At 71.7% G+C, this 14,441-nt stretch carries 13 protein-coding genes; 4 read left to right on the top strand and 9 right to left on the bottom strand.

Annotated features, from left to right (window positions below):
- Positions 1-11: 11 nt before the first annotated feature.
- Genes ACZ5PB_RS03720 through ACZ5PB_RS03705 form a run of 4 tightly spaced genes read right to left on the bottom strand, consistent with a single transcriptional unit; the run spans position 12 to position 8,258 of the window.
- Positions 12-1,253, bottom strand: coding sequence for a TIGR02679 family protein (locus ACZ5PB_RS03720; protein ID WP_468687451.1), 1,242 nt, complete (start codon positions 1,251-1,253; stop codon positions 12-14).
- Positions 1,250-5,494: a TIGR02680 family protein gene (locus tag ACZ5PB_RS03715; protein WP_468687450.1), complete on the bottom strand. Its 4,245-nt coding sequence runs from the start codon at positions 5,492-5,494 to the stop codon at positions 1,250-1,252. The genes ACZ5PB_RS03720 and ACZ5PB_RS03715 overlap by 4 nt, the downstream gene beginning before the upstream one ends.
- On the bottom strand, positions 5,491-6,762 hold the full coding sequence (locus ACZ5PB_RS03710) for a TIGR02678 family protein (protein ID WP_468687448.1): 1,272 nt from the start codon (positions 6,760-6,762) through the stop codon (positions 5,491-5,493). The genes ACZ5PB_RS03715 and ACZ5PB_RS03710 overlap by 4 nt, the downstream gene beginning before the upstream one ends.
- Positions 6,759-8,258, bottom strand: coding sequence for a TIGR02677 family protein (locus tag ACZ5PB_RS03705; RefSeq protein WP_468688266.1), 1,500 nt, complete (start codon positions 8,256-8,258; stop codon positions 6,759-6,761). Before ACZ5PB_RS03705 ends, ACZ5PB_RS03710 begins: the two co-directional genes overlap by 4 nt.
- 226 nt (positions 8,259-8,484) lie before the next feature.
- Here ACZ5PB_RS03705 and ACZ5PB_RS03700 point away from each other — a divergent pair, with 226 nt between their 5' ends.
- The gene (locus tag ACZ5PB_RS03700; protein ID WP_468687446.1) at positions 8,485-8,994 is read left to right on the top strand and encodes a DUF6328 family protein; all 510 of its coding nucleotides are present in this window, start codon (positions 8,485-8,487) and stop codon (positions 8,992-8,994) included.
- A 214-nt stretch (positions 8,995-9,208) separates the two neighbouring features.
- On the opposite strand, the gene ACZ5PB_RS03695 is transcribed toward ACZ5PB_RS03700, so the two are convergent.
- Positions 9,209-9,667, bottom strand: coding sequence for a hypothetical protein (locus ACZ5PB_RS03695; protein ID WP_468687444.1), 459 nt, complete (start codon positions 9,665-9,667; stop codon positions 9,209-9,211).
- The gene (locus ACZ5PB_RS03690) at positions 9,667-10,254 is read right to left on the bottom strand and encodes a hypothetical protein (RefSeq protein ID WP_468687443.1); all 588 of its coding nucleotides are present in this window, start codon (positions 10,252-10,254) and stop codon (positions 9,667-9,669) included. The genes ACZ5PB_RS03695 and ACZ5PB_RS03690 overlap by 1 nt, the downstream gene beginning before the upstream one ends.
- Positions 10,255-11,009: 755 nt before the next feature.
- Between ACZ5PB_RS03690 and ACZ5PB_RS03685 the strand changes: the two genes are divergently transcribed.
- The gene (locus tag ACZ5PB_RS03685) at positions 11,010-11,372 is read left to right on the top strand and encodes an ANTAR domain-containing protein (protein ID WP_468687441.1); all 363 of its coding nucleotides are present in this window, start codon (positions 11,010-11,012) and stop codon (positions 11,370-11,372) included.
- Positions 11,373-11,530: 158 nt separating this feature from the next.
- Entirely contained in the window at positions 11,531-11,674 is a 144-nt protein-coding gene (locus ACZ5PB_RS03680) for a hypothetical protein (protein WP_468687439.1), read from the top strand.
- A gap of 151 nt (positions 11,675-11,825) precedes the next feature.
- Here the strand turns inward: ACZ5PB_RS03680 and ACZ5PB_RS03675 are convergent, their stop codons facing one another.
- Both ACZ5PB_RS03675 and ACZ5PB_RS03670 read right to left on the bottom strand, forming a co-directional pair.
- Positions 11,826-12,362: a hypothetical protein gene (locus ACZ5PB_RS03675; protein WP_468687438.1), complete on the bottom strand. Its 537-nt coding sequence runs from the start codon at positions 12,360-12,362 to the stop codon at positions 11,826-11,828.
- A 58-nt stretch (positions 12,363-12,420) separates the two neighbouring features.
- Positions 12,421-12,585 (bottom strand): hypothetical protein, encoded by a 165-nt coding sequence (locus ACZ5PB_RS03670; protein ID WP_468687437.1) that lies wholly within the window; start codon positions 12,583-12,585, stop codon positions 12,421-12,423.
- Positions 12,586-13,035: 450 nt separating this feature from the next.
- On the opposite strand from ACZ5PB_RS03670, the gene ACZ5PB_RS03665 reads away from it, so the two are divergent.
- Positions 13,036-13,290, top strand: coding sequence for a hypothetical protein (locus ACZ5PB_RS03665; protein ID WP_468687435.1), 255 nt, complete (start codon positions 13,036-13,038; stop codon positions 13,288-13,290).
- A gap of 98 nt (positions 13,291-13,388) precedes the next feature.
- On the opposite strand, the gene ACZ5PB_RS03660 is transcribed toward ACZ5PB_RS03665, so the two are convergent.
- A complete protein-coding gene (locus ACZ5PB_RS03660) occupies positions 13,389-14,360 on the bottom strand; it encodes a GlxA family transcriptional regulator (protein ID WP_468687434.1) in 972 nt (323 codons plus the stop codon).
- Between the last annotated feature and the right edge of the window lie 81 nt (positions 14,361-14,441).

The raw sequence follows: 14,441 nt of genomic DNA, 5'->3' as shown, positions 1-14,441 counted from the left end.
GGCCGAGAGCGTCAACCGTTGCCGGATGGAAGCAGCCGGGACAGATCCTCCACGAGCAGGTCCGCCACTTGTTCCTCCAGGACCGCGGTCCGGTGCTTCGCGAGAGCCGGGGCGAGCCCGGCGTCCCAAGGAGCGTCGGTGATGCGGCCCGGATCAGGGCCGGTGGCGGAAGAGGCGTGGGCGGCAAGGTAGTCGGCCGTCGACATGCGCCAGAGGCCGGCACCCGTGGTGGTCCGTACGTACGCCGCGATACGCAGCCCCTCGCCGTCGAAGTCGCCGTGGTAGCGGAGGGCAGCACCGGTCGAGGCGAGCAGGCGCAGCAGCAGGATGGCCGCGCTGTTGGGCCAGCCCGCCGTGCAGACGAGGGGAGGGCAACGGGGGCCGAGACGTTGTACCGCGAGCGCGAGGATGCTCGGGTTCTCCGTGATGTGGACGGGGTACACGGGGCCTGGTTCGGGCAGGAACTCGCCCGGGGCGCGGAGTTGGGCGAGCGTGAGGTGCGAGGCGTGCCCCGCCACGGTGAGGGTGGTCAGGGCGCGGGCCACCGCACCGGTGCCGCCGGGACGCAGCCCGGCGGTCAGCACCGTCGAGGAGAGGGCATCGTCGGCGACTCCGGCGAGGGCCCACAGACCGCGCCGGTCCTCCGCGGAGGCGGGCGGACCGGAGTCGTACAGCACGGCCAGCGCGCGCAGCACCGTACCGGAGAGACGGGTGCCGTCGTCGAGGGCATGCGAGTCGCCGAAGAGGCTGTGGGCGAATACGGGGAGGGGCTTGTTCTGGGCCGGGAGCGCCGCGAGGACCTTCAGTGCGTCGTCGAGGAAGCTTCGGGTGGCGGGAACGGAACCCTGGAGCAGTCCGGCTCGGCGCAGTTGAACAGTCCAGGGGGCGAGGGCGGGCCGGCCGGTGAGTACGGGGTGTGTCTCCAGCCATCCCCACAGCGCTGCCCGCTCGGCCTCGGCGCTCTCGCGTGCCGCCGCGCGGTTGCCCAGCGGGCCGACGACGGCTTCGGTGACGGTGTGGGCGTCCTGGCCGACGCTGTCGCGCAGCGCTTCGTCGAGACGGGCGAGCGCGAGGGTCGTACGGGTGGCGGGCAGCCGGGCCAGGCCGAGCAGGTCGGCCAGTGCTTCGCGCGAGGCGTCGGACAGGGGGCCGAGCGTGATCCGGGAGACGGGGCGGCCGGAGGAGAGGCGGGTGTGCAACTCGCCCCACAGTGGAGCCAGTTCGGGGCGATCCAGGGGATGGCGGGCTGTCACTGCGGGGCGTCCTCCTCGGCGAGCAGGCCTGTGCCGTCCCAGACGAACCGGGCGGTGGTTATGGCGTCGTCGTCCCCGTCGGCGATGAGCTGGTGGACGGCGATGCCGTCCAGCTCGCGGTAGGTGCACCACTCGTGGTCGGAGGTGAGGAGCAGATCGAGGTCGAGCGAGGCGAGGAGGGCGAACACCTGGCCCCTGTTGGTGCTGTCCACGCCGACGAAGACCTCGTCGAGCAGGATCAGGCGGGGAGCCTCCGGGACCGAGTGGTAGTGCGAGGCGACCGCGGCGAACAGGGGGAGGTGGAGGGCGATGGCCTTCTCGCCGCCGGAGAGCGCGCCGTGCAGCTTCTTCGTCAGCAGCTTCCAGCCCTGACCGTCGGCCCGGTCGAGCTTCACCACGAACTGGTGCCATGCCGTGTAGTCCAGTACCTGTGCCAACTGCTCCTCCCAACTACCGGCGAGGCGACCCTCCTTGGCCTCCTCGATACGGGTGCGGAAGAACTGGTGCAGTGCCTCGTGGTCGGAGTCGGTCAGGCGCACCGGGTCCTTGAGGAGGAGGTCGCGTGCGGCCCGGGTGCCTGCAGGGAGGGCGGAGTCGACCTGCCACACCAGGCGGACGGCGACCCGGGAAGCGGTGCGTACCCTCTCCAGCCGGGCGTTCATGGCGTCGACGAGTTCGGTGGCCTGGCGGATGCGGGAGGCGAGGTGGCGGCGGGTGTCGCCGGTCAGGATGCGGTCGAACAGGCCGCGTTCGGATGCGGTGATGTCGTCGCGGCTGTGGTCCCGTTCCTCGCGGAGGGCGGTCAGCAGTTGGCCTGCGCCGAGCGAGGTGCCGTCCATGGTGGCGGTCAGGACCTGTAGGTCGTCGTCGGCGTCGGGGGAAGGTTCGAGGGAGAGGTCGGCGCGATCGCTCAGCGCCTGGCGGGTGACGTGCGCGGTTTCGGCGAGCCGGTTCAGCGCGTCGGCGATGTTCTTCGCGGAGTACGGCAGGGTCGGCCAGCGGGACGCGAGGGCGCGTGCCGTCTCCAGGGTCGCGGTGACTCCGGAGTCCTCGGGTAGGACGGGGCTGTCGGGGTGGGCGGTGCCCTTGGTGGCACCGAGGCCGGATTCGGACCTGGCCTCGGTGCCGGTTCCGGTTTCGCGTCCGACCCCGGCCTCGTCGGCGAATCCCAGGTGTAGGCAGCGGCGCAGCCGCCCGGCGGCGAGGTCTCGTTGTTCGACGGCCCGGGTGTGCTTCTTGGCGGCCTCGGTCAGTCTGGCTTCCAACGAGCCGACCTTGGTGGAGAGTTCGGTCAGGTCCTTGCGGAGCGACCGCACGGTCTGCTCGGCACTGTCCCGGTCGGCGCGCAGCTCCGTGATCCGGTTCAGTACGTCCCGGTAGGAGACACCGATGGTGGCCTCGGCCTCTGCCAGGGCCGCCGCGGCGGTACGCAGCGAGGTTTCGGACGTTCTGGCGTCCGCCTCGCGGTCCCCGGCCGTATGTCCCGCCCGGTCCGCGCGTCGGCGGGCCTCGGCCGCCCCCGCGCGGCTGGCGGCGCTCCGTACCGAGGCCATGACCCAGTGGCTCGCCGCCTCCCGGAAGGCCTCGGTGTGCTCTACGAGCCGACCCAGCGCGGCCTCTTCGGTCGGAAGGCCGTGTTCCGCGGCCAGTGCGTCCAGCGCGTCCAGGGCCCTGGCGACGTCCTCCTCCCGGAGGCCGAGCGCGGTCACGGCGCCGCGTACGGCGTCGTCGCGGGTCGCCGTATCGGCCTCGGCCCGGTCCAGGGTGCGCTGCGCCATCGCCACGGGGGAGTGGGCGGGCCTGCTGCGCAGGTCGAGGCGGAGGGCGCGGCGGCGCTCGTCGAGCGTGCCGAGCGCGGTGTCGCACTCGCGGATGCCGATGTCCAACTCGGCCACACGATCGGCCAGTTCGGCGATGCGCCGAATGCGGGCGCGCTGCCGGGCGGACGCTCCGATGTGTGCCGATTCCGGCTTCGACCAGCTTCCCCTGGCGGCGGCGAGCCTCCAGGTGCCGTCCGCTCCCACGGCCGCAACGCCTTCCGCGGGCAGCGTGCCGCCGTACGCGACGGCCGCCAGCAGCTGAGTGATCCGCTCGGCGGGGACGGGCGAACCGGGCTCGGGCCGCAGCACGTCCGCGAGCGTGCGGTCGGGCCGGGGTGCGGGTGGCCCGCCGGGCGAACCCCCGAACGACCCTCCGGCCTCGGCGAAGGTGTCGTGCCCCTGGTGCAGCGGCAGGCCGGGCAGTGGTCCTTCTTCCGGTCCCATCCAGGCGTCGAGCAGCCCCGAGGCCTCCAACGCGGCTTCGACCGCGGCCTGTTCGGCAGCGGGCACCGTGTCCTGGAAGGCGATCAGCTTCCACAGCGGGGCGCCGGGTAGCGCGCTCCGGTCGCTCGTGCGGGTGTGCGGCGGCCGCGGCGGAATCTCTTCGGCGCGCTCCAATCGGCCGGCCTCGGCCACCGCCTCGCCCCGGTCCGCCACCAGCGCCAGGCGTTGCTGCTTGGTCACGGTCTCCGCCGTGGTCAGTTCGTGCTCCACCGGCCGGCTGTGTGCTTCGGCGAGGGCCAGTACCTCGGTCTCGTCGGCGGCCTGCGCAGCCAGTTCCTCGACGGCCTCGGCGTCGAAGTGCAACTCCGTGCAGTCCCGTGCCCAGGTGCGCAGCCGCGTCGACTGCGCGTCGACCGCCGCCGCGGAGTCGGCCGCCGCCCGGTCGCGCTTGCCGATGGCCTCGGTCAGTCGCGTACGGGCCTCCTCCAGCGTGGTCTCGGCCCCGGTGCGCGCGTGCACGGCGACACGGTGGTCAGCGAGTGCGCTCCGCACCCCGGCGACCTGGCGGAGCCGGCTCCGTACCGCTGCGGACACCAACTGCCGGGCCTGCTTCTCGTCGCCTGCCCCTATCGCGGCCGACGCCTCCGAACAGACCGAAGTCAGCCGGGCCGTACGGGCCGTCGACCACGTGTCGTCCTCCGCCGACCGGGCCTGCTCCGCCAGGTCGGCGGCCTCCGTCTCCGCTTCGGCGGCCTGGGCGGCGTCCTGCTCGGCGTCCTGGCGGGCCTCGTCGGCCGTGGTACGCAGCCCCTCGGCCCTGCGACGTGCCTCGGCGACCTTCGTGCGCAGCCGGTCGAGCTCCTTGCCCTCGCGGTACTCCTCGGAATCGGCCAGCGCCTCGATCTGCGCGGCCCGCTCCGCACCGAGGGTCTCTGCCGCCGTCTGTCGTTCCTCCGCGGCGGCCCTCTCCGCGAGGGCGACGCTGTGCGCCTCCTCGGTCTCCCGGGCGGCACGGGTGGTGTTGTCCGTCTCCGTGGTCGCGGTGATCAGGATCCCGGCGCGGGATCGTAACACCCGTTGGGCATAGGTGCGTTGCCGGGCTGCGAGGGATTCCGCCGACCGCACCCGCTCGTCCATCAGCGCCAGGTCCTCGCGCTGACGGTCCAACCGCTCGAAGCCGTCCGCCAGTTCGGAGATCTCGCCCCGGTCCAGCGGAGGCAGCGCGCGGGAGAGCAGGTTGGACAGGAGGGACGGGTCGAGCCGCTCCGACAGCTTGGGGGTACGGAGCTGGAGCAGGGCGGTGATCAACGCCTCGTACCGCTGTGCGGTCAGCCCCGGGAACAGCGTCTGGCGCACGACGGCCTTGTAGTCGGCGGCTGTCGCGTACACCTCGCCGCGTCCCGCGAGCACCTCGGTCAGGGCCGCGCGGGTCAACGGCTGCCCCGTCTCACCGACCAGCGGGATCCGGGGGGCGCCTCCTGTGGCGCCCTCGGCGTCGGCTCCGGCCGCCACTCGTCCTCGTACGGTGAAGAAGTCGGCACCCACCGACGTGGTGCGGGAGGTGGCCTGGAGGCGCGAACCGATCGTGAACCACTCCACGGATGCACCCCGCCCGATGCGGAACTCCAGCCAGACGTAACCGACCCGGGTGACTCCGGTGGCGCCCTCGCCCATCAGGTTCCAGTGCATGGTGCGTTCGTTGCCGCCGAAGGTGGAGAGCCGGTTGGGTTTGAGGCTCGCGTCGAGCAGGAACGGCAGCAGCACTTCCAGGGCCTTCGACTTGCCCGTGCCGTTGGCGCCGCGCAGTAGCAGCCGGCCCCGGTGGAAGGTGAACACCTCGTCGTAGTACCGCCATACGTTGAGGACACCGGCCCGGGACGGGACCCAGCGGTCCGGCCCCGCCGAGCTTTCGGCCGCGGGCGTCCCGTCGAAGGACGTCTCCAGCGGGGTCGCCTCGGCAGCGGTCGCCTCGGTCACAGGGTGTTCCTCTCTTGCGCGGAACCGTGCTGGACGGCGACGGCCTCGGTGATGCGGTAGCGGGCGGCGGCGGGCCGTGCGGTGATCAGGTGGTTGTGGTGCCGTACCAGACCGAAGGCGACCAGCACCCGCAGTGCGTCCTCGGCCAGCCTGGCAGCCCCGTCGTCCGAGCGGTACGCCTTGCCCCAGGCGGGGAAGCGCCCGAGGATCCCTCCCGCTTCGGCGGTGAGCTGCTCGGGCGTGCAGCCGTCGGCGGCGCCGGTCACCGTGTCGAGCAGCAACAGCGCGGCGATCTTGGCGTGCGAGGAATCGTCGGGGAACTTCTCGTCGGTGGCCAGGGCCTCCGGGTCGGCCAGCAGCCAGCCGTCCGCACGTTCCTCCAGTACGAATCCGGCCTGGTCGGCGGCGCGCCGCATGACCTGTCGCCCGGTGAGGGAGGAGAGGTAGCCGAGCTGGGCCCCGGTGAGGTCCGCACGGTGCACCACCGGATCGTCGAAGAGCCGGCGCAGCACCGAGTGGCGCAGCCAGAGATTCCGTTGGGCCGAGGGAATGTCGTCGTCGGTCCCCGTGCCGTACCGCCGTTCCGTCACGAGGGCGGCGAGCAGCGCGTCGAACGCCCCCGCCACACCCTCCGACGTGAGCGACGCCTCGGCGGCGATACGGGACGCGCCGACCGGCGCCGCCGACAGCCGCAGCAGCACACCGGGCTGCACCCGGTACAGCACCTTGGCCTCCGCGGACTCGGCGAACGACTCCGTCGCTCCGTCCAAGGTGGTCAGCACCCCGTACGACTCCAGGAGCCGCAGTACGTCCACGAAGGCGGTTCTGGCAGCACGCTGCGTGGTGTCGAACGGAGGCAGCGCACCGTCGGCGGCCACGGCCCGCGCCACCCGGTCGGCGAGCAGGCCCACCGTGGTTACCGGCACGGACAGCAGCTCGGCGCAGCTCACGCAGAACAGTACGTAGCGCAGGCGGTCCAGCGGTGCGCGGCCGGAGCGGAGCCGACGGGCGGGCCGGTCCCCGCTCTCTCCCGTGCCGTAGGCGCGCACCTTGGTCAGGCGTGCGTACCCCTGGCGCGGTTCGACGACCAAGGACCAGCCGAGGGTGTAGTCGAACCAGCTTGTCAACGGCTCGCGCCGGCGCCGCACCAACTCGAACGCCACCGGGTCGTGCCGCTCGGTGAGCAACGGACGGGCCAGCAGGGTGCGGATGCCGCGCGCGACCTCCTCCCGCTCGGCGACGACCAGCTGATTGGCGAGATTGCTCATCGGGACACCGCCCCTCCCGCAGGGCGGATCTCCACCTGATAGTCCGGTGCGGTCAACAATCCCCGGGGCGTACGGAGTCGGGCCCGCGCTCCCGTTGGCCCCGCCGCGCCCAGCAGCACCTCCACCCGGCCGTCCCCGGTGACCGCACGCCGCAGCCCCGCTGTGTCGGGCCGCACTGCCAGCGCCCGGCCGAGCAGATCGAGGAGCCGCTCGAACACCTCGTGGTCGAGCGTCCCAAAGTCGGACAGCCGCACCGGCGCCCCGGTCCGCAGCAGATCCCACGCGGCCTCCAGCTCCGCCCGCTCCTTCCTCGCGCGCTCCGCCCTCGCCGCCTTGACGGCGCCCACGTCCCGCACCCGCCCGGTCCGCGTGAACCGCTCCGCACGACCGCTGCTGCGCAGCAGGGGCGACACCTCCACCGGTGGTGCCTCCCGCCAGCTGTCGGACGCCGGAACCGTCTCCGGGTCCGGATGCACCAGGTGGGCGTGGCGGGCGGACGCCAGTCCGAAGGCGGTGGCCCACAGCCGGTGCATGTCCTCCTGGGAGGGCGCGGCGGAAAACCAGCGCGCCAGCTCCCGGAAGTCCTCGGCGGCACTCGACGACTTCCGGCGGGCCTCGGTGATCCGGTCGAGGGCCTGGAGCAGCGTGACGATCGCCCGCCGCGCCACGTCGTGCAGCTGCTCCACCCTGGCGGGCGAGCCGTCCTCGGGCAGGAACCAGACCCGCAGCCCTTCCCAGCGCGCCCGCCGCACCCGCAGCCACTCGGGCCCCGGATCGCCGCCCCCCAGCGGCGGCAGCTCGGCGCCGGCGAGCGCCCGGGACCACAGCCCCGCCACGCCCAGTTCCTCCACCCGGGCCACCGCGCCCGCGATGGTGTGCGCCCGCTGGTCGAGATGGCTGAGGAACTCCTGGAGGTAGGCGACGGTGGCCGCCTTCACCTCCCGGAAGACGGCCAGGCCCGTCCCCTCGGCAAGCATCAGGCGCTGAAGTTCGCCGTTGAACTGCTTGGTGTTCGCGCGCAGCGAGTCGAGGTGCCCCTCCAATTCCTGGAGCGTGCTGAAGATCCGGCGGTCCGCCGTCCCCGGCTCGGCGAGCAACGAGGCGAGGGCGGAAAGCCGGTCGGCTATCGCGTCCAGCACCGCGGTCTGCAACGCCCCCGACGAGGCGAGCACCGACAGCGCGTGCTGCACTCCCGCAAAGGCGGCTTCGCCCCGCCGGGTCAGGGAGTACTGGAGGTTGCGCCGCTCGTACTCCTGGGCCGTGCGGTAGTTCCCCGCGTGGTTTTGCACGGCGTCCAGCAGCTGCCAGTCCCGCAGCTGCCCGAGCACCGCCACCAGGTCGCTGTCCGGGAGCGCGTCGAACCACCCCTCCCCGCGCAGCCGCTCCCGCACCTCGTCCAGCGACAGGGCGGTCACCAGCCGCTCGTTGGCCTCGCCGAAGGCGCGCAGGATCGCCCCGTACAACGGTGCACGCTCACCGATGGTGAACCGGAACATGTCCGCCGGCACCCGCCATGTCTGCTCCACCACCCAGGCCTCCTCCGCCCATCCCGGAATTGCCGCAATCGGACGATTTTCGACTCTGCCCAGAGTAAGGGGCACCACTGACAGCCCGAGCGGGAACGGCAGGACGGGGCGGTTCGGCAGCGGCACCGAGCGGCTCGCACCCGGGCCACGTCTTCGGGGGCGACGGCCGGCCGATGGGCGAGTAGGTTGCCGGGACATGGCCGATGAGCGTGCTCGTACGCCGCGCGAGGAGACGACCCTGGAGCGGGCTGACCGCAACTACGGTGAGTTGCTCCAGGAGTTGAGGATCGTCCAGGCGGGTGTCCAGATCCTGTTCGCGTTCCTGCTGACGATAGCCTTCACCGCCCGGTTCCCCTCGCTGGATACGGTGCAGCGGTCGACGTATGTCACGACGCTGCTGCTGACGGTGGTGGCGGCGGCTCTGTTCGCCGCACCGGCCGCTTTACATCGCGTGCTCTTCCAGAGCGGTTCCAAGCCGGAGATCGTACGCACGTCGGCACGGCTGGCCGGGGCGGGCATGGCGCTTCTGGTACTGATCCTCAGCGGTTCTGTGCTGCTGGTGGTCGACGTGGTGCTCGGGCGGGTGGAAGGGGCCGTCGCCGGGGGCGCGACGCTGCTGGTGTGCGGCGGGCTGTGGGTGCTGCTGCCGCAGCTCGTCCGACGGCATGTGGGGCGGGCGAGGGACGGGGCGGGGTCCAAGCGCTGATCGAACCGGTCCGTCCGGCGCCGGTACCGGCGTTCGCCGCCGGCTCCCCGTGCGGGAGACAGACACTGCTCTGCAGGCCTGGCGGCGAGCATGGGCACCACGTCCTGGTGGGGTGGCGGGGTGCCGGTTCTTGGAGCCGGGTGAGGGGCGCCCGGAGGGGCGCCCCCTCATTTGAGTGCCGTCGGCAGTCCGGTGGCCGGTCTGCGGCGGGTGTTCACATCCGCAGCAGTTGTTCCGTGGAGTCCTGGTACTGGCGCAGGGCGAGCCGCAGTTCCTCGGTCTGCGCGTCGGTGTCCTGGTCCTGCCAGCTCGCGCGCAGGGTGCGGCGGCGTTCGGCAAGGGTCTCGGTGAGTTGGGTGACGGCCTCGTCGAAGACGCTGTCGGCTTCCCGGACCGATTTGCCGGGGTCGGCGACGAAGGTGTTGAGGGCCTGCTGGAGGCGCAGGGTGAGCTCGTCCCGGTCGCCCTGCGGGAGCAGTACCGAGCTCTGGGCGCGGCCTGCGGGGCCGGGAGAGCCGTCTGTGGGGACTGGGGCTGCCGGGTCTCGGGGGGCGTGTGCCGGGTCGGTTCCGGGTGCGCCGGGCGGGGTACCGGGGGCCTGCGGGGCTCGCTGTTGTACGGCGCCCGGAGGGCCGGCGTGGGGCTGTTGTGCGCGTTCCTGGTCGTAGTGCATCAGGTGCTGCTTCCCGTCGGGTGGTGCGGGTCGGTGTCGTGGGATCGCGGGGCGAGGAGCGCGTCGAAGAGGCCCTGCGCCTGGAGGAGGGCATCGCGCAACTCCTCGGTGCTGCCCCGGGTGCGTACCGCTGTGTGCAGGGTGCGGTATCCGCGTACGTGGGGGGCGTGGTGGACGGAGAGCGCGGCCGTCTGCTCCTCGAAGCGCGCGCCCTGGTCCCTGCTGGGGAAGCCGCGCTCCCCGGCGAGCTGGGCAAGCAGGGCGTCGGCCTGGGCGACCGCCTTCTGCGGCGAGGCGACGAACTGGTCCTGGATGTCGGCCCATTGGGCCGTGTAGTGCGCGCGGGTCTCGGGTGTGAGCGGTTGCTGCCCGAGCGAGTCGTACCGCTGGACGCGTGTGCCGAGTGCGCGGTCGGTGGCCCTGGTGTCCCCGTCGTGGTCGGCGAGGGCCCGCTCGTACTCGGGCCCGAAGCGTTGCTTCAGACCGCGCCCGCCGGCTGATCCGCCCCGGGCCTTCCCGCGTCGTGCGAGGAAGAAGGCGGCGCATGCCGCGAGGACGAGTACGGCGATGACGGCGACGGCGATCATGGCGTACCGCTTCGGCCCGGTGTGTGTGGTGCTTGGTGCTGCTGCATGCTCCTCGACCCTTCGGTCTGGTCGTTCCGTCTCGGTCAGGTGTGGTCGGTCGGGCGTTGTTCCGGTTCGGGCGCCCGGTCGCACGGTCGGTGCGGCTTTCCACGCTCATGGCTTCTCTGTACGTCGACGGAGAGGGGAGCTACCTGCTGCTGTGCGTGCGACTGCGACTGCGACTGCGACTGCGACTGCGACCGCGACCGCGGCCGAACCGAAGTCCGCGTGTGCCGCCAGAACGTCCGCTGCCGCCGCGTCCCCGTACGAAGAAGCCGACGAGCCAGACGGCCAACAGGACGGCTGCGACCCACCACAGGATCTGCGAGGCGAAGCCGAACCCGAAAATCACCAGGATCAGCAGAAGGAGAAGGATCCACAACATCGCCGGGCCTCCGGATCGCGGAAGTGTTCCTGTTATCCGCGGGGTCAGGGCGAAGCGGGAAGGCGGAATGTGCCGCCCGGAACGTCCGGAGCGGCGATGCCCACGCCGTGATGTCAGTCAACGCCCGGCGATCCCGTCTGTCAACGCCCCCTGATGGCCAGGAGGTTGAACGTTCACTGGCGGGCCAAGGAGGTAGGCGGAGGGGCCGCCGGGCGACGACGAAACCACCCGGCAGGGCTACGCTGGCCGCAGGCCCGAGACCCCGGCATCGGCATGGTGTCGGCACCCCACGCCGACACTCCGACCCGCCAGAGTCCAGGAGGTGTCTGTCATGCAGAGGGCAGAAGGCAGTACGCGCGAAGAGCGGTGGAACGTGACCGCCGAGGTCATCTGGGGAACTCTCCCACCGGAACCCGGCGTCGCCGAACTCCGCGCCGAGAACGACCATCTGCGCCGGGTAATGGCTGGGCGAGCCGTGGTCGACCAGGCATGCGGCATGGTCATGGCGCTGGCCCCGTGCCGGCGGGGAGCCGCACGAGCCCTGCTGGTGGACATCTCCCGGCAGTGTGACGTCACACTCCGAGAGGTCGCGGCGGCACTGGTCGCTACCTCGGAGGGCAAAGCCTTCCCGCTGTCGATGCGGCAGCCACTGCGCCGCGCACTGGAACGGATGTACACAACTCAGCCCCGCTGAAAGCTCCCAGGAGACTCAAGTCGCCCAAGAAGCCACCTTCAGCCCTGCCCTTTCCATCCGGCTCCGGCTACTCGGGGCGTTGGGTCCGGTCGTCGTGGGTGAGACCGTCCCGGGCGCTCGGCCGTGCGTCCGCCGAGGGTTTCGGTGATCGCGCAGACGTGCCCGGACGCGGTGCGCTGCTCCGGGTTCTGCGGCAGCGGCCCGTCGAATCCCGGCTGCTGCACGGTTTCCGCCAGCCGGTGCAGGAATTCCTCCAGGCGGTGGAAGTCCTCTCCCGGCGGGCCGGAGGAGACTCGACGTAGAGGTCCGCGAGGTCCTCCCGCAGTTCCTCGGCCTGCCATCGGTTCAGCCTGCGCAGCCGTACGGCGTCCAGCGCGGACGGACGTTCGGCCGGAAGTGCGGGCTGGATGTGGGTGGTCTGCGGTTCTTGGGGGTGCTTAGCGGCGAGGCCGATCACCCCTGCTCGTTTTCGAGGGAGTTGAGGGGGCCCAGGCCGAGAACGGTGGCTTTGGGTTCGAGGTCGAGGTCGACGACGAGGTTGTTGAAGTCGGCTGGGCCCAGGCCGTCACTGCAGGTGAAGCGGTGCGAGGTGGGGCTGGGGGAGGTCAGGGTGAAGCCCGCGTTGCCGGTCCAGGAATGGCGTACTCCGCGCTCGTCGCGCCAGCAGTTCCAGACGAGCAGGGTCGAGGCAGCGGTCGGGGCCTTGAGGAGTTCCAGGTGGACGAGCGGGGGTGTGGTGTCGGCCCACAGGGTGATCCCGGACGCCTGGAGTCCGTTGACCAGGAGATCGCCCTCCGACATGTCCAGGCAGAATCCCTGGACCGGGCGCTTGATCGAGGAGACGAAGCGAAGGGCCACCCGCGCCGAGGTCCACTTGACGGGGATGCCGAAGGAGAGGTGAACCGTCTGGCCGTCCACCACGATGGGACGGCCGTTCGTCGTCCGGAATTCCTGCTCGAAGTTGGGCGGAAGGTGAGGGCTGTGCAGCATCTGCTTCTCCTCGGGGGTGCGTGCTGCGGGGAGCCGTCGGTGGGACGGCGGCCATCTGTCACCGGCAGGCGGGTTTCAACGGGCCGTGTCCGGGCGTCACGTATCCACCGAGCCACAGGACGAACAGGACGGCGGCGAAGTGCCGGAGGGACTGCCGCACGGCGAAGCCGAATCCGAAGGTGATCAGAGCGGCGGCGGGGAGGAGCAGGATCCACAACGGCACGGCCGGACCTCCAGCAGGCGAACGGGGCGTTCCTGGCTTCCGCGGGGTCCGGGCGAAGCGGACAGGGGCGGTGCACCGCACCGTGACGCTCCTGCGGTGGGGCACAGCCCTTTGCCGTACTGCCAGTGAACGCCTGGCGTCACCGACTGTCAACGAACGGCCGCAGCACCGGAGGCGGGGGAGTCCGGCCGCTTCCCGACCGGCGAGGTCCGCGCGTCCACGCCGGGGGATTCGTCAGGGCGGGCTGTCGGAAGCATCAGGTCCTCCCAGGGGCTGCCATGCGCACGTCAGTGCTGTCTGCCTCCTCTGGCCGGAGGGCAAGGAGCGCTGCGCACAGGGAAGTAGCCATCGCACGGCGACACTGTCGCAATGGTCGGAACGGGGCTACGTTGGTGAGGACAAGGCCCTGGCCCCCGGCTGTGTGCACTTCTTCGCTTCTGGTGGGCTGTCATGGCGCTTCTCCTCCTCCTTTTCGCCGTTCTCTTCGGCCTGGGATTCCTGAACTCGCTCTGGTGGGTGGCCGCTGCCGTCCTGGCCTTCGGCCTCGCGCACTACGGGCGCAGCGGGCGCCGCCACAGCCGTGGCGGCTACCGGCACTACGAGGAGTACCGGGACGACAGGGAGCGCGAGGACCGCTGGGGCCGCCGGTACAACAGGCAGCATCGCGGATGGCGGACACGCCGCGACCATGATCACTGGCGCTGAGTCCGCCCGACGTTCATATCGTGTCAGTGCGACGCGTGGAGTGCGTTGACACCCGGCGAGCGGAAGCTGTGCTGACGGACGAAGTCCGCTTCGAGGGGTCATGGTGCCGAGGTCCGGAAGCGTGCCCGGTAGGCCGAGGGGGTCACGCCGAGGTGGCGCAGGAATACCCGGCGCAGGGTTTCGTCGCTGCCGAGGCCGCTGCGGCGGGCTGCGGAGGTGACGGTCTCGCCCGTGTCGAGGAGGGCCTGGGCGGCTTCGAGGCGGACCGATTCCACGTAGCCGCCGGGGGTATCGCGGATCTCCTCGTTGAACAGCCGGGTGAGATGGCGGGCGCTGAGGCCGGCCCGGCGGGCGAGCTCCGGCAGGGAGTGGTCCGCCGCCGGGTCCGCGGAGATCGATCTGAGCAGTGCGGCGAGCGAGTGGTGGCGTGGCGCGGGAGTGCGCGCGGCGACGGAGAACTGCGACTGCCCACCGGGGCGTTGCAGGAAGACCACCAGGTCACGCGCCACTTCCCGGGCCAGGTCCGACCCTTCGTCGGCCTCGACGAGAGCCAGGGAGAGGTCGAGCCCGGCGCTCACGCCTGCCGAGGTGTAGATCCGCCCGTCCCGTACGAAGATCGCGTCGTCGTGCACGTCGATGTCCGGGTGGTGCCGGGTCAGCGTCGCCGCGTACCGCCAGTGTGTGGTGGCGCGTCGGCCTCGCAGCAGTCCCGCCTCGGCGAGGGCGAACGCGCCCGTGCAGACGGATGCGGTGCGCCAGGACGAGGAGTGCAGGGTGCGGACGGTGTCGACGAGGCCGGCCGGCCGCTGCTGCGGGAGGGCGGGAGAGCCGGGCACGATCAGGGTGTGCACGCGTCCGGCCAGGCTGTCGACGGGGTCCGTGAGCAGCCGGGTCCCGGCCGAGGTGGTGACAGGCCCGCCGTGCGGGGACAGCAGTACCACCGAGTAGCGGGCGCCCAGCGAGGCCGCGGTGCTGAACACCTCCAGAGGGGCGGTGACATCGAGCAGACGGACGCCGTCGTAGGCGAGTACGGCGATGGTCCGCGAGGGGGTGTGCCGAGGTCTGCTCATACCCCCAGGTTAGCGGTGTGCGATGTCCAGATGTGTGGGATTCCTGTCTGGATGGACATGGGGGAGGTGGGGGCTCGGATG

The sequence above is a fragment of the Streptomyces sp. NPDC032721 genome (assembly GCF_055579625.1).
The sequence above is the reverse complement of the archived record's forward strand: the minus strand, read 5'-3'. Positions and strand labels throughout refer to the sequence as shown.